Annotated in this window: 18 protein-coding genes; 11 read left to right on the plus strand and 7 right to left on the minus strand. The window is 51.0% G+C overall.

Annotated features, from left to right (window positions below; translation table 11 throughout):
• The first annotated feature begins 88 nt into the window (after nt 1–88).
• The 7 genes from QEH59_RS12600 (at nt 89) to dmeF (ending at nt 4,718) form a co-directional block, all read left to right on the plus strand.
• Nucleotides 89–436 carry a hypothetical protein gene (locus tag QEH59_RS12600; RefSeq protein WP_308985733.1) on the plus strand — a complete coding sequence of 116 codons (348 nt, stop codon included), beginning with the start codon at nt 89–91 and terminating at the stop codon, nt 434–436.
• A gap of 199 nt (nt 437–635) precedes the next feature.
• Nucleotides 636–1,295: a HupE/UreJ family protein gene (locus tag QEH59_RS12605; RefSeq protein WP_345785344.1), complete on the plus strand. Its 660-nt coding sequence runs from the start codon at nt 636–638 to the stop codon at nt 1,293–1,295.
• A 31-nt stretch (nt 1,296–1,326) separates the two neighbouring features.
• A complete protein-coding gene (locus tag QEH59_RS12610) occupies nt 1,327–1,929 on the plus strand; it encodes a hypothetical protein (protein WP_308985735.1) in 603 nt (200 codons plus the stop codon).
• 10 nt (nt 1,930–1,939) lie between these two features.
• Nucleotides 1,940–2,074, plus strand: a complete 135-nt coding sequence (locus tag QEH59_RS12615) for a hypothetical protein (RefSeq protein WP_308985736.1) — start codon at nt 1,940–1,942, stop codon at nt 2,072–2,074.
• A gap of 32 nt (nt 2,075–2,106) precedes the next feature.
• Complete coding sequence (locus QEH59_RS12620) at nt 2,107–3,345, plus strand: MFS transporter (protein WP_308985737.1); 1,239 nt, start codon at nt 2,107–2,109, stop codon at nt 3,343–3,345.
• An 85-nt stretch (nt 3,346–3,430) separates the two neighbouring features.
• The gene (locus tag QEH59_RS12625) at nt 3,431–3,706 is read left to right on the plus strand and encodes a metal/formaldehyde-sensitive transcriptional repressor (protein WP_308985738.1); all 276 of its coding nucleotides are present in this window, start codon (nt 3,431–3,433) and stop codon (nt 3,704–3,706) included.
• Between the two features lie 19 nt (nt 3,707–3,725).
• Nucleotides 3,726–4,718: a CDF family Co(II)/Ni(II) efflux transporter DmeF gene (gene dmeF, locus QEH59_RS12630; protein WP_308985739.1), complete on the plus strand. Its 993-nt coding sequence runs from the start codon at nt 3,726–3,728 to the stop codon at nt 4,716–4,718.
• Here the strand turns inward: dmeF and QEH59_RS12635 are convergent.
• From QEH59_RS12635 to QEH59_RS12655, 5 genes are all read right to left on the minus strand, one after another.
• On the minus strand, nt 4,693–5,280 hold the full coding sequence (locus QEH59_RS12635) for a hypothetical protein (RefSeq protein ID WP_308985740.1): 588 nt from the start codon (nt 5,278–5,280) through the stop codon (nt 4,693–4,695). The genes dmeF and QEH59_RS12635 overlap by 26 nt on opposite strands.
• Before the next feature lie 85 nt (nt 5,281–5,365).
• The gene (glgP, locus tag QEH59_RS12640; protein WP_308985741.1) at nt 5,366–7,087 is read right to left on the minus strand and encodes an alpha-glucan family phosphorylase; all 1,722 of its coding nucleotides are present in this window, start codon (nt 7,085–7,087) and stop codon (nt 5,366–5,368) included.
• Nucleotides 7,088–7,112: 25 nt separating this feature from the next.
• On the minus strand, nt 7,113–8,714 hold the full coding sequence (locus tag QEH59_RS12645) for a putative Na+/H+ antiporter (RefSeq protein ID WP_308985742.1): 1,602 nt from the start codon (nt 8,712–8,714) through the stop codon (nt 7,113–7,115).
• Between the two features lie 15 nt (nt 8,715–8,729).
• Nucleotides 8,730–9,125, minus strand: a complete 396-nt coding sequence (locus QEH59_RS12650) for a DUF3347 domain-containing protein (RefSeq protein ID WP_308985743.1) — start codon at nt 9,123–9,125, stop codon at nt 8,730–8,732.
• Nucleotides 9,126–9,338: 213 nt separating this feature from the next.
• Nucleotides 9,339–10,058, minus strand: coding sequence for a class I SAM-dependent methyltransferase (locus QEH59_RS12655; protein WP_308985744.1), 720 nt, complete (start codon nt 10,056–10,058; stop codon nt 9,339–9,341).
• 237 nt (nt 10,059–10,295) lie between these two features.
• Between QEH59_RS12655 and QEH59_RS19005 the strand changes: the two genes are divergently transcribed.
• Nucleotides 10,296–10,466 carry a helix-turn-helix domain-containing protein gene (locus QEH59_RS19005; protein WP_425609244.1) on the plus strand — a complete coding sequence of 57 codons (171 nt, stop codon included), beginning with the start codon at nt 10,296–10,298 and terminating at the stop codon, nt 10,464–10,466.
• Between the two features lie 118 nt (nt 10,467–10,584).
• Here QEH59_RS19005 and QEH59_RS12660 read toward each other — a convergent pair whose 3' ends face one another.
• On the minus strand, nt 10,585–11,394 hold the full coding sequence (locus tag QEH59_RS12660) for a DUF5677 domain-containing protein (protein ID WP_308985745.1): 810 nt from the start codon (nt 11,392–11,394) through the stop codon (nt 10,585–10,587).
• 197 nt (nt 11,395–11,591) lie between these two features.
• Here QEH59_RS12660 and QEH59_RS12665 point away from each other — a divergent pair, with 197 nt between their 5' ends.
• The 3 genes from QEH59_RS12665 (at nt 11,592) to QEH59_RS12675 (ending at nt 15,202) form a co-directional block, all read left to right on the plus strand.
• Nucleotides 11,592–12,386 (plus strand): competence protein CoiA, encoded by a 795-nt coding sequence (locus tag QEH59_RS12665; RefSeq protein WP_308985746.1) that lies wholly within the window; start codon nt 11,592–11,594, stop codon nt 12,384–12,386.
• Between the two features lie 900 nt (nt 12,387–13,286).
• The gene (locus tag QEH59_RS12670; RefSeq protein WP_308985747.1) at nt 13,287–14,282 is read left to right on the plus strand and encodes an MvdC/MvdD family ATP grasp protein; all 996 of its coding nucleotides are present in this window, start codon (nt 13,287–13,289) and stop codon (nt 14,280–14,282) included.
• Nucleotides 14,273–15,202: a hypothetical protein gene (locus QEH59_RS12675; protein WP_308985748.1), complete on the plus strand. Its 930-nt coding sequence runs from the start codon at nt 14,273–14,275 to the stop codon at nt 15,200–15,202. The genes QEH59_RS12670 and QEH59_RS12675 overlap by 10 nt, the downstream gene beginning before the upstream one ends.
• A 126-nt stretch (nt 15,203–15,328) precedes the next feature.
• On the opposite strand, the gene QEH59_RS12680 is transcribed toward QEH59_RS12675, so the two are convergent.
• Nucleotides 15,329–16,189, minus strand: coding sequence for a copper resistance protein B (locus QEH59_RS12680; protein ID WP_308985749.1), 861 nt, complete (start codon nt 16,187–16,189; stop codon nt 15,329–15,331).
• Nucleotides 16,190–16,203: the final 14 nt, after the last annotated feature.

Consider the following 16,203-nt stretch of genomic DNA (forward strand, 5'->3'; position numbering starts at 1 on the left):
CTTAACCAAGAGAATCACTTTGAAACCGATGCACCTGAAATCGGTCATAGCTTTTGTGCTCCTGAGCCTCCTATCCTTTAATTCTCTTTTGAGTGTTACTGGAGGCTTTTTACTACGTATGCACCACGACCTGAGCTTTCATTTGAGCAATGAAAGCTATTCGGATACGGAGTCGACAGCAACGCATTCCCATACGAGTGAAGACGAGCACCATCACCATGAACTTAAGGTGGTTGCCGAGATGGATCCAGCGGTCCGAGGCGTTGATCCATGGGGTAAAGTGCAGATGCCGAATTTCGGCGTGATCGCATATTTACCAGACTTTGTTTTTAGCCAACCGATGCCTGAAATGGCTAGTGGTTTCGTGGCTAGGGCGCCGCCTGATGTGCTGCCTCAACAGCTCGTTTCTCTTAGAACCCAAGTTCTGAGACTTTAAAAATCCTGATTAAGTTTCGAACGACCCCGTACGGTCGTCTCGTCCGTAAGATCGCATGTCCAATCATGCTTTCAATTAACTTATATCAGGATTTTTTATGTATTCATTTCTAAAGCGACCACTCACTCAATTTTGTAAAACGTATCAACGAGGCATCTCGATGCCGAAAACCTTCCCCGGCTACCTCTGGGTCGGGCTCATGTTGGCCGTGTTTCTAAGCACCTCGAACGATGTGCTCGCGCACGGCGTGACTGCTGGCGACAAGGGCTATATTCAGGAAATCGTGGGAGTTCAAATACTCCCTTTTATTTATCTCGGAGCTAAGCATATGATGACTGGCTACGATCATTTGCTCTTCCTCTTAGGCGTAATTTTCTTCTTATATCGCTCTAAGGATATTGGCATTTATGTCACTCTCTTTGCGGTTGGGCATGTCATTACCTTGATATCAGGTGTATTGATGCACATCAGCGTCAACGCCTATCTCATAGATGCGGTGATTGGTTTTTCCGTGGTTTACAAGGCGCTGGATAACATGGGTGCATTTCAACAGTGGTTCGGGTTTCAGCCTAATACGAAGGTCGCGACCTTTGGCTTCGGGTTAATTCACGGCTTTGGGTTGGCTACCAAAATTCAAGACTATGACCTAGCTCCCGATGGTCTCTTGGCCAATTTGATTTCTTTCAACTTCGGCGTAGAAATCGGGCAAATCCTAGCGCTCTCCGTGATCCTGATCGCGATTAGTTTTTGGCGAAAGTCCGGAAGCTTTATGCGCCATGCATACACGGCCAATACCGTGATGATGATGCTCGGATTTCTTCTGATGGGTTATCAGATCGTTGGCTACTTAAATTCATAAATTACAATCACTCATTTAAAAATTAAATCATATGTATAATTCAAACATACCTACTGAGCGGGAGATTCCTTCGACCGCAAAACTGATCAAATCTACAATCATCGCAGCCGTCATCGCGGTGGTGTTGCTCGTCACCGTTGTGATGCCTGCGGAATACGGTATCGACCCCACTGGAATCGGCAAAGCCATTGGCCTTAAACGGATGGGAGAAATCAAAGTTTCGCTCGCGAAAGAAGCAGCCGCAGATCAAAAAATGGATGAAAGCGCTACGGTTAATGAAGTTGTTGACGCAACAGTTCTGGATACTGCCCCCTCCCAAAATGAGACGATGCAAGTAACGCTGGCACCGGATGAAGGCACGGAAATCAAGGTCCAGATGGCAAAGGGCGCGACTGTGAACTATCAGTGGAGCACCGACGGTGGAAAGGCAAATTTCGATGCGCATGCTGATTCCCGCAAGTTGAACATCGACTATCACAGCTATGAAAAGGGCTCTGAGTCTGAGAAGCAAGGCACACTGATCGCAGCGTTTGATGGTTCGCACGGTTGGTTTTGGCGTAATCGCACAGCTCAAACGATGACGATCACGCTAGAAGTCAGCGGAGCCTTCACAGATATGAAACACATGAAATAGAGCCACAAGAATGAATAAACTAATCACTAAACTAGGCGGAGGTCCTGGGCTCTTCTGGATCGGTATTCTGATCGTCGTCATCATACTGATTACGCTGTTTTTAACAGGGGGTGACGACTTCGGTGGTCACGGTCACGCGCATTAATGTGCGAACTCTAGTCGCAGGAGCTTGAAAAGATGCAGACAGAAAATCGGAGTATGGCGGCTAATCTCAGGCTGTATCCATGGTATGCCGCATGCTTTAATGCTCATTTCTGGATGCCGGTTTTCTTTCTGTATTTTTTACAGAACCTCAGCATGTCACGCGTGCTACGACTGGAGGCAATCTACTACATTGCCGTCGTGATCCTTGAAGTGCCTTCTGGCTACTTCTCGGATCGCTTCGGTCGCCGCCCGACTTTGCTTATTGCCTGTGGGGCCTTACTCGTCGCTTACACCTTATTTTACTTTGGAACAAGCTTTGGATATTTTACAGTTGCCCAAGTATTTTTGGCTGGAGGTTTAGCATTCAACAGTGGCACGGACACTTCCTTGCACTACGACTCATTGGTCGAAGTGGGGCTTGAGCATACCTATGGCGCACGGGAGGCCAAAGTCATGCAAAAGAGTATTCTCGCTGGTGGCTTGGCGGCAGTCATGGGAGGTGCCATCGGTATCTTCGAACTGCGCTACGCTTATTTGTTGTCTGGATGTATGGCCGTTGCGGCTTTTGCCGTCGTCCTGAGAATGCGAGAGCCTCATGTGCACCTGAAAACGCTGCTTCCAGAGAAACCGGTCAATCAGTTTAAGGCATGCTTTCGCTTATTAAGACATCCGTTACTGGCTTGGATTTTTGCTTTTTACGTCCTCATGACTGTGCTCAATCATATTCCATATGAGTTCTACCAGCCTTATCTAGCGCTGCTACTACACCAGATGGCCTCCATGACCAACGGAGCCAGTCTGAGCACAGGAATCCACGCTGGACTAGCGATGCTCATTGCAGCCGTATTCGCTGGATACAGTGATCGCCTCTGCAATCGCATAGGCTTGAAACGGCTCTTTTTAGGACTGATTGCGTTTCAAACGCTGACGATATTCGCAATGGGATTCACACTTCATGTCTTAATCGTAGGTCTGGTATTATTCCGCACCGTTCCGAGAGCGGTAATGACGGCTCCAATGAATGCCGCAATCGCACCGCTGGTAGGCAGCGCTCAAAGAGCAACCTTTTTATCCATTCAAAGTTTAGCAGGACGACTGGCTTTTTCCGGCTTTCTCTTCGCGCTCTCGATGCTGACAGTCGATTCAGAACCGACTGGATGGAATGCGCTTTCCACTAAGCTCCAGGTTTCGGGTGCTGTTGGGCTTACAGGTCTGATCCTCTTAATGTTTTTCAACCGTAGGCTTCCAGTCACTTTCGCCTCGAAAAATTAGTGGCTCAATGGTTGAGCTGTATAACGAGTCAATTTTGTTAAATTCTCAACTTGCATATACCCTACCGGGGTATTCTATATTTCTAATGGGACATTTATCTAAAGACAATAAGAAGTTGATCGCCCGCGTACGGCGATTGAAAGGGCAATTGGAAGGCGTCGAGCGTATGCTGACTTCAGATACAGACTGCTATGAGATACTCCAGAATGTTGCGGCCTGTCGTGGTGCTTTCAATGCACTGACTCGCCAACTGATCCATGAGCATATTGAGCATCACCTCATTGAAGAGCCTACAGCATCCGATGCCACCCGCACGGCCTCCAAAGAGATGCAGGCGATCATCGACAGTTTTTTGAAATAATCCAGAGACGAAGGATAACATGAAAAACAAACCAGACCTTTCACGCTGGCAGCATAGCCACAGCTTTGGGCAGGAAGTTCGCCAGCAAGGCGAGTCGCGCACGCTGCTGGTAATCGTAATTACCGCCACGATGATGGTGGTCGAGATCGGTGCCGGGATCGCCTATGGCTCAATGGCACTCTTAGCCGATGGGATGCACATGGCTTCGCATGTGGCGGCATTGGGAATCAACGTCTTTGCTTACAAATATGCCCGACGACATGCGCACGACGCACGCTTCAGTTTCGGGACGGGGAAGGTGAATGCGCTTGGTGGCTTTACTGGCGCACTGCTGTTAGCGCTTTTTGCCACAGCCATGGCATGGGAGAGTCTGGAACGCTTTTGGAATCCGACTGAGATTCAATTTAACGCCGCCATCATCGTTGCAGTCATCGGCTTAGTGGTAAACGGTGCCTCGGTCTTCATTCTCGGAGCTGACCATGACCACGGGCACGATCACGGTCATAACCACGAGCATGATCACGGACATAGCCACGAGCATGATCATAGTCATGAGTGCGAACATGCCCATAGCCATGAGCACAAACACGCGCATCACGATCACAATTTACGTTCCGCATATCTCCATGTGTTAGCCGATGCTTTGACCTCGTTGACTGCGATTGTAGCGCTTTTAGCCGCGAAATATTTTGGCTGGATCTGGATGGATCCGCTGATGGGGATCGTCGGCTCGGTGTTGGTGGCCAAGTGGTCGATCGGGCTTTTAAAGCAGACTAGCCGTGTATTGCTGGATCATCAAGCGACTGAGGAGATGACGGATACAGTCCGATCAAAGATTGAGGACGATGGCTACAGCCATGTGAGTGACCTTCACGTCTGGACGATTGCACCTGATCGCTATGCAGTGATCGCCACCGTCGTATCCGAGACACCGGAGACAGCCGACTGCTATCGAGCGCGTTTACATACGAGACAACTCGCTCACATTACGGTAGAGGCTCACGCCTTGTAGTTTCTTGGCAGGCGTCGCCTGCGGGTTCTTCTGCTGAGAGTTCGAGTAGGTTCTTTTCAAGCAGCTCCAGCTGTTCGGTGACGATGGTGGCCAGCTGCGGATCGTGCTCTGCGAGGCGATGCATCTGCTTTTTAATCATGCGGATCTCCTGACAGGAACTGGACAAAGCTTTCAGCTCGGAAATCTGCCGCATACGCCAGACCATCAGGTTGATGCCCTCGCTGATGCTACGGATTTTGCGGATATTTGAGCTGATGTGGATCGAGTCTAAGTGTCCTTTACCCACAGCGTAGAGGTGGAGGTATATTTGGTTGAGTGGTTGGCCGAGCAGGTGACGTAAGAGCAGCCAGCAGACCAGCTGGATCACTCCACCCAGTAAGACGACATGCCAGAGGTGTTGGAAGAATAAGTCCTGCCAACTCATCTCTGGTCCGAGTGCCTTTTGGAAGACGGCATAGCCTGCCATGATCAATGCGATGGCCACAGCTGTCCACAGTGCGGTCACGGAGGAAAGGCTGCGCCCCATCTGGGCAGAGGGTTTCGGAGGGTATGCGCCACTCATGGCTGCTCCTTTTCGTTCTTTTTGTTTTTACATCGTGGTAGTTGCATAGGTTTGTTGATTGAGGGTTAATTTGTATGGGCGGAGGTCATTCGAAATAGGCTTTCACCACATACTGTTGCACCATCCGCTGCGTATTGAAGTGCGGGGCATTCAGTGCGATGGCGTGACGCATGACGCGCAGCCAATCGTCGCGTTGCCCGTAGTACGTCGGTAGGACGACCTTTTCGAGCTTTTGGTAGAGGGACTTGGCATCCAGAGGCGTGCGGTTTTTGCTTTTCTTGCCTTTTGCTAGACCGTCGATGGCCCAGCCGGTCACGCCTTCGATGCAGCCCTCGATCCACCAACCATCGAGCACGCTGAGGTTGGGCACGCCGTTCAATGCGGCCTTCATTCCGCTGGTGCCACTGGCCTCCAAAGGCGGCATCGGGGTGTTGAGCCATACGTCCACGCCTGCGGTGAGGATGGCTCCCAGTTCCCAATCGTAATCTTCCAAGTAAACGAGGCGCACGTCAGGGCCGAGCGCTTCGCTTGTCTGGACGATTTTACGGATCGTCTGCTTGCCTGCCTCGTCCTTTGGATGGGCTTTACCACCGTAGATGATCTGCAGTGGGCCGACACGGGATGCTATCTGCTTGAGTTTCTCCGGGGCTGTGAGCAGGAGTTCGGCTCGCTTGTAGGTGGCGGCCCGACGGGCGAAACCGATGGTGAATGTATCGAGGTCGAAGCCTGCGACCGTGCGGCGGTTGACTTCTTTGATGGCTCGCGCTTTGGCGGCTTGGTGCGCCTGCCACACCGCCTCCTCGGGTATGTTCAGGGCGGCCCGCAGACTGGCGTTATCTTCGCGCCAGCCGGGGATGTGGCGGTCGAACAAGTCCGCGAAAGACGGTGACGCCCACGTGCCCAGATGCACGCCGTTGGTGATGTGGTCGATCTGGTAATGGTGGGACGCGTCTTTCGGCTGAAGCATCTCTCTTGACACTTCGCCGTGCTTCTTGGCCACGCCGTTGACATAGTGGCTGAGGTTGAGCGCGAGGTAGGTCATGTTCAACTCGTTCTCGCAGCAGAAGACTTCGTGTATGTCGAAGATGTCGTCGCGCCCAAGGGTACTACGCACTTGGTCGAGCGGAAATTTGTCGTGTCCAGCTGGCACGGGGGTGTGGGTGGTGAAAACGCACTGCTTTTTGATCGCCTCAACATCATCGTGGTCGAAGCGTTCGCGCTGGAACCAGCGCGCACGTTCGTCCAGCAACTCCAGACCGAGCAAGGCGGCGTGCCCCTCATTCATGTGGAAGCGAGCCACGTCGTGATGGCCGAGCGCACGCAGCATCCGCACCCCGCCGATGCCGAGGACGATTTCCTGACACAGCCGGTATTGGGAATCGCCGCCGTAGAGATGGTCGGTAAGGGTGCGATCCCAGTCGAAATTTTCCGGCAGCCCGGTGTCGAGTAGAATCACCGGCACTTCGTGGCCGCCGATCCCTTCGACCGTGTATTGCCAAGCACGGACGTGCACGCTGCGTCCTTCGATCTCGATTTGGATGCGGGGCGATAGTTCGCGGCAAGATTTGGCCACGTCCCACACGACCGGGGACTCTGTCTGCCCGCCGTCGGCGTCGAGCGTTTGTGCGAAATAGCCCTGGCGGTGCACCAAGGACACTGCGACCATCGGCAGCTTGAGATCTGCGGCGGAACGGATGGTATCGCCCGCGAGTATGCCGAGGCCACCGCTGTAGGTAGGCAGTTTCGATTCCAAGGCGATTTCCATCGAGAAATAGGCGATGGTTTGTTGGGGCTTTGTTTCGTTCATATTATTTTTGTTGGTTAGATAGTTTTTAATGGGGGAGGAAGAGAAACACTGCCGCCATCACACAGGTGGGGAGTAAGGCTCCGGCCAGAAGTTTGAGCGGCGAGATGTCGCCCCCGAAGTATTTGCTAAGAATACTTTGCCCGGCGGGATTGGGCGCGTTGGCGATCACCGTAAGTCCGCCTCCAGTGACTGCTCCGGCGACGACCGCCTGTTGTAGAGCTACGGCACGCAGCCCATCGGCGGCGGTATGTGGATCGAAGGCGGGCACTTGTGAGGCCAGAAAAGTGATGGCTGCGTTGTCGTTGAATGCCGTGAGTAGTGTTGCACCGATAAAGAGTGGCACCTCGGACAACGATGAAAGCACTGGAGCAATCCACCATGCCTGTAGGCCGCCATGGGTCACGAGTCCGGCCAAGAAAAATCCGACCAAAATCGGCCCTTTCAGGGAGATGGAATATTGATGATGGTCGGTCGCGATCACGAACGCGATGAAGAACAGGAAGCCCCCGATAAACAGCGGGGGATGGTGCAGCGTGAAGACCGTCCAACCAAGAAAGCACAAATGAATGACCACTACCCAAGATGGCACGGATTCCCGCGAGGCTCCCTCCATCTTTGTTGAATCTACTTCGGTTCCCTCCGCCAGTGCGGCCAACTGTTTCCTGAATACCAGATAGTAAAGAGACGTTGCTATCAGGATGCCGATCATCGCGCGGATACCCAGATGGACGAACACGAAAGGCAGGCTCCACTCCCAGACCGTCGCGACCATCAGAACCGGCGGCGCGGCAAAATGTGTGAGTGTGCCGCCCACCGAAACGTTCACGAAGAGCAGCCCCAAGGTGGCGTATTTGAAGGTGGCCGAGGGTCGGTGTTGATAGAATTGCCGCGCTAGCAGCATGGCGGCAATGGTCATGGCAGCGGGCTCGGTGATGAAGGAACCGAGCAGGGGCGCGACGATCAGAATAGAAAGCCACCAGGCCGCCGGGCTGCGCCCGCCCAATGAGGCCACGCCGCTTAAAGCCTTTTCCGCAAAGGAGACCACTGCCCGCGAGGCGGCGATCGCCATAATGACCACGACAAAAAGCGGCTCGGTGTAATTACGCGTGTCGATATAACTATAGGCTGCCGTCCATCCCTTCGAGAGCGTAAGCGTCACCAGCAGTGGCAGCACCCAAATCCCGAAAATGACCTCCACCTCGCCGAGAAAATGGAACAGGGTGGCTCGAAAATCGACGGGGTCTTTATCATCAATATAACTTCGAGGATTGGCCTGCTTCAGTCGCTCTTGGTGGGATCTTTCGTATTTGTGAGAGAGCCTAAGGAAACGCCCCGCAGCAAAGGTATGGATGATCGCACCGAAAAAGAGCAGCGTCGCCACGAGGTTGATCGGGTCGGCTGCAATACGCACTTTCAGCGTCTCGATGAGACCCAGCGAGTCCGCTTCGACGCCCAACTCCAATGCATGTGCCGCTTCGGCTTCGGCGTAAGCGTCCAGCGGCAACGGCACGGGCGGCGTAAGCACCGCATGCCCCGGCTCAACCACGCCTCCCCCGGAGCCATAGAGGCCGACTGCAAGCAGAAGCCCGAAGATGACCGTTAGCCAAAGTGTGCTCTGCTTAACCATAATCAGAGGTGTGACTTAAGAACCGCAGCAGCCTTCAGGCGCGGCCACCTGCGTGCCGTCGCTCTGGATGGTGATTATTGGCCTGCCGCAGTTGGGCATCTGCTGCCCCATGTAGGGGTTTTGTGTTTTGAACGCACTCTGCAGCCAGCGACCACCTTCCACCATCGGGCAGACCATTACCACATATTGCCCCTGCTTTTCAGCTATCTGGATGATGGCCTCGCTCAAAGGCTTGAAGGCTGTGCGTGCTACGGTGAGGGATTTGGCTTCCGCCACCGCCATGGCCAGTCCGGCCAGTCGGGTTGCATCGAGCTTCTCTGCTTTCGCCGACAGTTCATAAGCCGCCGCGTTGGCTAAACCGAGATCGTCGACAACCAGTGCGCTGGAGATCGCTTCGTAGCCTTTGGCCAAGGCTATAATCTCGTCGTTCGAGCGAGGTGTAGAGGCCGTCGTCGGCTCTGCAGTTTCTGCGGAGAGATTCCGTATGCTTAACGATATTATAACTGCAACGCTCAGTAGGAGAAATACCTGTGGGCGACGTGGGTTGAGGATACTGACTGATTTCATTATTATGTGTAGGTGGTTGACTTGATTGAGTAATAAACGGTCTATCCAGCCGGACGTTTACCGGTGATTGATCGGTAACATGTGTGGCTCTACATTACAGCATTTGCCCAATACCACGGTGGTGATTAGCCCCCGTTGATGACGCTTAATTAAGGCGAAAGCACTGTCGTCAAACTCGATTCGATTCGCTCCCAGCTGTTCTTGCTCTCGCGTGGCTTCGTCGATCACATGCAGTGCTGAAGGATGGAAATGGTCTCCCGGTTTGAAATGAGCCGGTAGATTGACGTAACTGTAAGCGAGAATGCCACCAGTCTTGAGCACCCGCAGGCATTCTTCAATCGCTCGCTTGGGATCCGGCAGGGTTTCCATTACCCAAGTCGCGACAACCGCGTCAAAAGTTTCACTTTCAAAGGGTAGGTTCAGGAGGTCGCCATTTGTAAAAAAGGCACTGGAGGTATTTTCGCGAGCGCGATCCAGCATGGCGGTGGACGTATCGACTCCAGTGATACTATCCGGTTGGAATGCGGATCGAATTTCTGGAATCCTATGTCCCGTGCCGCAACCTGCATCGAGCACACGTCCACCTTTCGGAATACGCGCCGAAGCATCCTCTAACATTTGATCCAGCGCAGGGCGTGCTACCTTACGATCCCAATCTCTGGCAACAGACTCATAGGCTGTAGCGACCATCCCAGAGACTTCCAGCTCATGGTCGCGCAGAAGTGCGAGCAATTGCAGAAACTGATTCGCATCATAAAGATTTGGTTCGTTCGTCATCGTTTTTACAAGGGGTTGAAGATTGGCTTACGTTGGAGTTAAACGCAGCTCGTGGATGAAACCCTCAAAAAATCTATGAATATATCCCTCGTAATATTGCGACTGCGTCCAGAGTCAGTCTCGCAAAAATACGAGTCGTGGGAGCGCTGATCCCCAGTCGCAGCGACACTTTAGAGCCATCCGATTTCCCACAGGAGATATGCAATAAATCAAATGCTTCCGAAACCGGAGCTCTCTATGGCATCGAGAGCATTCGCATCGCCACGCTTCGAGAGAGCATTTATCGAAAACATGATCCGTAAATGCGAGGGCAACCGAGAACTAGCCGCTCAACACATGGGGATCAATCCTTCCACGCTCTATCGAAAATTAAGCGAAGCGGATGCTACCACAAAGGTAGTGACATGACCCGTCTTTGAACTTTTGGCTCCGTCATCTCCGGATGACGCGCTAACCAGATTTTGCAAGCGAAGCCGACAAGAAACAATAGGGCGATAAGTAGGTAAGAGAGGTATCCTATTAAATTCTATATTCTACGTCCGACTCCTGCTTGCTCTTGCTGTGAGAGTTGGGACTGCACATATCCAGTAAGATTCTTCTGGGCTATATGAATAGGTTTTAGCGATTCGTTGCTATCTCCTAATTCATTTAAAACAGTAATAACAGATAGAGCTATTGAAAACCCGATTACCAAAAAGGGAACTTCAAGTCCTGTATCAAGTGGATTTGATAGAATTCTGTAGCCAGGGAGATCGTCTAGAAATTTCATTGTTTCTCTGTGCCGAAGCACCACTTCCGGCCCAACATGCACGGCTTGGCATAATTCTCGATATGATGGATACAAAGGCTCATATTCAGCCTCCTTCATCATGTCCCTGAGGTTTGGTGGTGCGACGATAGGGATGTCGCGTCCATCAATTTTCCGTTCCGTAATGCTCCTGGTTAGATCTAGCACTTTCTTAGAATCCTCCCAAAGCTCAGGGTCTTCATCTTCGAGCTCATTGTTCATTGCCCTGTAAAATTTCTCGAGAGAACGACTGTAGCCAGCCCACCGTCCTTCCTTCTGAATTTGCTCGGAGGGCTTGCAAATCCATGCAGTCCGCATTGAAGTCTCCAAGGCAGATCTCGCGCAAGCGGCGCATGTAAAGAAATGTTTTTCACCATTCAGTGCGAGTTCGTGAAATGCTTCTGCGTGCTGTAAAACTACTTGCATCATTGCAGCTACACTGGACTCATACTCGAATCCCATAAATAGCAAATCTGTCCCACTGCCGGTTTTACTTCTGCATTCCTGAAGTAGCTTCCCTAGGAGTTGGTTGGCGGTTGTATTGTTCATGGGAGCTCTGTGCTTTCTGTTATAGGACAGACGTATCTGTGTCTTCATATTACGTTCTTGTTGAGAAAGAAAGGGTATTTATTTTCGTGCTAAATATAAAAAAATCATAGCATCCGACTTCAGCCGATGGTTCGAACCTTGAGGTCTTTCGTTAGAAAAAAGTTGAGGTGCTTTATTGTGTTCGGTTTTATGGTGAAATGAACTGGGCACTATGTGAGGGGAAAAAAGTAAAAGCTACTAAGAGAGCTGAAGCTATTTGCCCGCTTTGTGAGCAACCTCTAATCGCAAAATGTGGTGATATTATGCCTCCTTATTGGTCGCATCGTAAGGGTGATTGTGATCCATGGTATGAGCCTGAGACCCAATGGCATCTAAATTGGAAAGCCCTATTTCCAAAAGAGGAACAAGAGGTTGTGTTGCCTCCACATCGTGCTGACATCAAGACAACACGTGGCGTTATTGAACTTCAAAATTCCCCCATAAGCCCCCAAGAGATCATCGAACGTGAATCATTTTATGGGACTATGTTTTGGATTTTTAACTGCCAAAAACAGTATAAAAACGATCAAATTTTTCTAGACCATCAGTCGCTATATTCTGATCGAGGTTTGTTTATTTATGAAATTACTTGGCTACACCGCAAAAAGAGCGTTCTTACATGTCGTAAGCCTGTTTTGTTGCACTTAGGGCAAGGCAGACTGCTCAATATCTATTCATATGAGGGTAGGTATGGTTTGGGGCATTTTATAAGTCAGACTGAGTTCTTTTTGGAAACAAGCCGATTGTTTGGTTCGGTAAAATCCAAAATTAAGCCTCCTGATTATCACCCTCCAATAAGTCCCGAAAACCAAAATTATATTAACCGAATAACGGATGAATATCTAGAGTATCGGGACGAGAAAATGCAGATAGCTAAAGGACAGGAACTTTCTGATGATGAGTCGAGATTTAGACCAAACCCTATTGATGATCCTGATATATGCCCCTTTTGACTCTCAAAGCCCTTGTCTTCCGTAGTCGTCCGGCGAAGGGGGATGATGACTTCCGCCGAGGCTTCGGTCTGTTGATGTGATGTGGGGTTTGTTTTTTATTATGCTTCATGGTCGAAGTGGCAGTTTCAGTGATTCTTCATCGTCTGCAACTCCCCCCCCGCATGTCATCTTTTTGTGTCCTTGGGGATCACTCCCTTGAGGGTCACTCTATTGCAAGAATTACGGGAACTACACCTTTTCTTGCCCCATGATCACCACCCCTCGGAGACGCAAAAACATTCGTAAGCCACACACAGGAAGATTGACGGATGTTCTCCTAAGCGTAGCGTGTGGCGTTATGCGATCATTGTTACACCAGTTTGAAGAACCCCCGCCGACAAGATCTGACGCATTCTACAAGGAGACTGGTCGCCGACCCCTAGAAGCGATGACTGAAAGTCAACGAATACTAGCAGGGACAAGCACGTTTTCGGAGATTAGATCCGAAGCTCTAGACTCTGACCCAGACGATCAAAATCGAGGCGGAAAAGCCATCCCAGTCTAATACATCACCGACGAAATTATGATATTTCTACTCAAATTCGAGGAGCAGTGCGAGAAGGGAAGTGCCGCCAAGATTTCTGCCGGCACCATGACTAGCACGGCAGTAAATGCTGAACAGAAGGACTCTGATCCACGCTGCCAAGATTACTCTGCTCTCCACCGGTCAGAAGTGCTTTTAGGAACAAAGTCACATACTCTTGTTTGCGCAGAGGCTCCTGATGCCGACGCTTCTTGCCCCCAGCTTGGAGCGTTACCACATTCTGCGCAAATCAACCTTGGCACCTGCACTCACACCAGAATAAGAGCGGAGGAGTGTGATTCCGATCAGGGCCATGGTCGCTTCAATGCCCTACGCTAATGATCCTAGTTCTCACAAACTCTTTGGATGCTACCGCCACGTATCTAGTTCCGATTCTGGAGAACGCAGGAATAGATGTTATGCGCTTTGACACGGATGACCTCGTACCAAAGTTGAAAGGTTCCTATCGAAGTAGTGCTGCGAGCCTTTGCTGGAATAACCGCCAAATTTCACCAGATGACATCGAGCACGTCTGGTATCGAAGACCCGACCGGCTCACATCTCAGTTTTTTGGAGACTCGCCAGAAGGCAATTACGCGAGACTTGAATGGACTGAGTTTGTGGAATGTTTTTTAGCGCACATCCCTAGTTCTAAGTGGATAAACCATCCTGCCCGCAATGTCGCCGCGTCGAGAAAGCTGCACCAACTGACCATCGCATCAAAACTCGGATTCATAACCCCCGACACCTTAGTAACGCAAGATCCTCAAGACCTGCGTGACTTTTTCTACCAACACGGAGGGCAGATCATCGCGAAGCCTATGTCTACGGGCTATGTCGAGCGCCCGGGTGAGGAGAGTGACACCTTGATCTACACCAACCGAGTTCACGAATCCCAATTGGATGACCTCGCAGATCTCGCAAATTGCCCAACATTTTTCCAGCAGTTTATTCAAAAAAAGTCGGACGTGCGAATCACGGTAGTCGATCGTGAAATTAACGCAGTCGAAATGTTGGCTACGGACGAGTCTGGAAAACAACGCTGCGACATTCGGAGGAATAACATGGTTGATGTGTCTTACCGGCCAATCGCCCTACCTCCACAAGTTGAGAAAAACATCCACCAACTGATGAGTCATTTTCAATTGCGCTTCGGGGCGATTGACATGGCCATCACACCAAATGGTAATTGGGTGTTCTTCGAAATTAACCCCAATGGCCAGTGGGCATGGCTCGATCTATCGGCGGAAACTGCAATAGCCGAATCCTTCGTGAAATCTTTCAAGACCACTACTAGTAAACAATCCACGGTGTTCTCAGGGTTATGCCATTGATCCAGCGTACATGGAGGACAGTCTTAGATCGCCTGTACTATTTTAGGGAGGGAGTATCTACCTTCATCACATTCATATCACTCCACATCTACGCGAGCGAGATTACTTGGAGTGAAATCAAAAAGGGGAAAATTAGGTCGACCAAACAAGTCGACCTGAAGCTCGATGACGCCAAAGAACTTGATCTCTTGCTGTCCGAAGTGAAATGTCGGCTTGCTGAGGCAGAAGAACGCAGAAATTCGACAACAGACAAATGCAAATCACTGGTGACACTTAGCTCACTAGTGCTAGCCGCGTCGGGAATCGTCGTATCGAAGACCAGCCTTGATTCAACTTGGGCACAAGTAATCCTAGTTTTGGTCGCCTTACTGTTGATCCATGTGGTTATCCTGATTTCCATGCATTTCGCAGTAGGAGCAGATATGCAACCCACAGTCGACCAGCATGACGCCTCTCTTTCTGGAGACGACCTTCGCAAGTCCCTTATCAATACTTACTTGAAGTGCCAGGCGGACCGCAACGACCGGGTAAACTTCTTGGTAGAAGTCTACAAAGGCGCCCGGTTCTATTTCTTGCTCGGGCTAACGCTCATAATCATTCTGCTGGTATCGACTTTCCCCACAAGCCCCAAGGAAGACGTGGCTTCCACGGTCGCAAAGCAGCTCGCCGAAAACACGCCTTTCATCGAAAGGCTAAGCGAACGAATCGCAGTCATAAATGATAACCCAGAAAGACAAGCTGCGACTCCAGGGAACACTGCTTGCACCCTATTCTCCGAGTCAAAATCTACTTCGGCGGTAGAACCACCCACAGAACCCTCAATCATGGCAACTCCCGTGTCATCAAACGAGCCTCCGTCAGCAACACATATGGTTGTAGAAACTCCAGATCAAAATAGAACCACCCCTCAAGCCCCTTAATCACCAACTGACGAGATTAAGAAACCTTTCGATCAACAAGAAGACGAATTACAGTGGGGTTGTTTTCATGAATGCTCGGGTGCTGCGCTGATCGGTGCTTTTGTAATACTAGGATTGCTATGGGTGCTAGAACCAAAATTTAATACCGGTAACAAAGGCGGTCGTATCGGGATCGCCGCCGCTGCTTTCGATGCGGTTGGCCGTCTCACCGAGAGCAGACTCCCAGCTCACCCCGATGTAGGGAGCGAATTTGCGACTAATTTCATAGCGTAGCCGTAGGCCGAGTTCAACATCTGTGAAGCCCGCGTAAGTGCCGTATTCTTTGACATCCTGCGCGGCAATTTCTATTTCCATTCGGGGCTGCAAGATGAGGCGCTGGGTCAGTAGGATATCGTATTCGGCTTCCATTCCGAAAGAGAGGTCGCCGTCTTCGCTGAGATAGAAGTTGGCATCTACCTCGAACCATTGCGGGGCGAGCCCTTGCACGCCGACCACCGCGAAGGCGCGTTCTGGACTGGGCTCGAAATCGTAGCGCAGCCCGGCCCGGAAGTCCCAAAAGCTGCTGATGGCGCGGCCGTAGAGAAGCTCCGTCTGCACGGACTCGAAGCTGTCCTCGTCCAGCGAATACTCGCCTTCGGACTCGAAGAAGAGTTTGTTATAATCACGACCGACCCAGGCTTGCACGTCCCAGAGCAAGGCTTCGCCCTCGTCGAAGGATCGGTATTCAAAGCGGTCTGCTCGGAACATGTAGAAGAGCATGTTATCGTGCACCGGAGCCACGCCAAAATTGGTGGCCCCTGTGCCTTCGTCGTCGATGGCGTATTTACGGATCGGCTGGCCCTCAGGAACTTGGGCGGGCGGTGAACGATAGTCTTCCGGCATCGCCATACTTTCTGACATGTTGTGGCCTTCATGCTGAGAAACAGCCATGCCTGATGAGATGACGGTGAATACTCCAACTGTGGTAATGTATTTTCGTAAATTCATTCTAATGACTTTCT

The organism is Thalassobacterium sedimentorum (genome assembly GCF_031127905.1).
Lineage (GTDB): Bacteria > Verrucomicrobiota > Verrucomicrobiia > Opitutales > Coraliomargaritaceae > Thalassobacterium > Thalassobacterium sedimentorum.

Excerpts from the sequence above, each read along its gene's own strand:
- QEH59_RS12670 (WP_308985747.1), top strand. The coding sequence starts at position 13,287 with ATGATCCTAGTTCTCACAAACTCTTTGGATGCTACCGCCACGTATCTA.
- glgP (WP_308985741.1), bottom strand. The coding sequence starts at position 7,087 with ATGAACGAAACAAAGCCCCAACAAACCATCGCCTATTTCTCGATGGAA.
- QEH59_RS12675 (WP_308985748.1), top strand. The coding sequence starts at position 14,273 with ATGCCATTGATCCAGCGTACATGGAGGACAGTCTTAGATCGCCTGTAC.
- QEH59_RS12625 (WP_308985738.1), top strand. The coding sequence starts at position 3,431 with ATGGGACATTTATCTAAAGACAATAAGAAGTTGATCGCCCGCGTACGG.
- QEH59_RS12605 (WP_345785344.1), top strand. The coding sequence starts at position 636 with ATGTTGGCCGTGTTTCTAAGCACCTCGAACGATGTGCTCGCGCACGGC.
- QEH59_RS12660 (WP_308985745.1), bottom strand. The coding sequence starts at position 11,394 with ATGAACAATACAACCGCCAACCAACTCCTAGGGAAGCTACTTCAGGAA.
- QEH59_RS12610 (WP_308985735.1), top strand. The coding sequence starts at position 1,327 with ATGTATAATTCAAACATACCTACTGAGCGGGAGATTCCTTCGACCGCA.
- QEH59_RS12680 (WP_308985749.1), bottom strand. The coding sequence starts at position 16,189 with ATGAATTTACGAAAATACATTACCACAGTTGGAGTATTCACCGTCATC.
- QEH59_RS12665 (WP_308985746.1), top strand. The coding sequence starts at position 11,592 with ATGAACTGGGCACTATGTGAGGGGAAAAAAGTAAAAGCTACTAAGAGA.
- QEH59_RS12620 (WP_308985737.1), top strand. The coding sequence starts at position 2,107 with ATGCAGACAGAAAATCGGAGTATGGCGGCTAATCTCAGGCTGTATCCA.
- QEH59_RS19005 (WP_425609244.1), top strand. The coding sequence starts at position 10,296 with ATGGCATCGAGAGCATTCGCATCGCCACGCTTCGAGAGAGCATTTATC.
- dmeF (WP_308985739.1), top strand. The coding sequence starts at position 3,726 with ATGAAAAACAAACCAGACCTTTCACGCTGGCAGCATAGCCACAGCTTT.
- QEH59_RS12655 (WP_308985744.1), bottom strand. The coding sequence starts at position 10,058 with ATGACGAACGAACCAAATCTTTATGATGCGAATCAGTTTCTGCAATTG.
- QEH59_RS12635 (WP_308985740.1), bottom strand. The coding sequence starts at position 5,280 with ATGAGTGGCGCATACCCTCCGAAACCCTCTGCCCAGATGGGGCGCAGC.
- QEH59_RS12615 (WP_308985736.1), top strand. The coding sequence starts at position 1,940 with ATGAATAAACTAATCACTAAACTAGGCGGAGGTCCTGGGCTCTTCTGG.
- QEH59_RS12645 (WP_308985742.1), bottom strand. The coding sequence starts at position 8,714 with ATGGTTAAGCAGAGCACACTTTGGCTAACGGTCATCTTCGGGCTTCTG.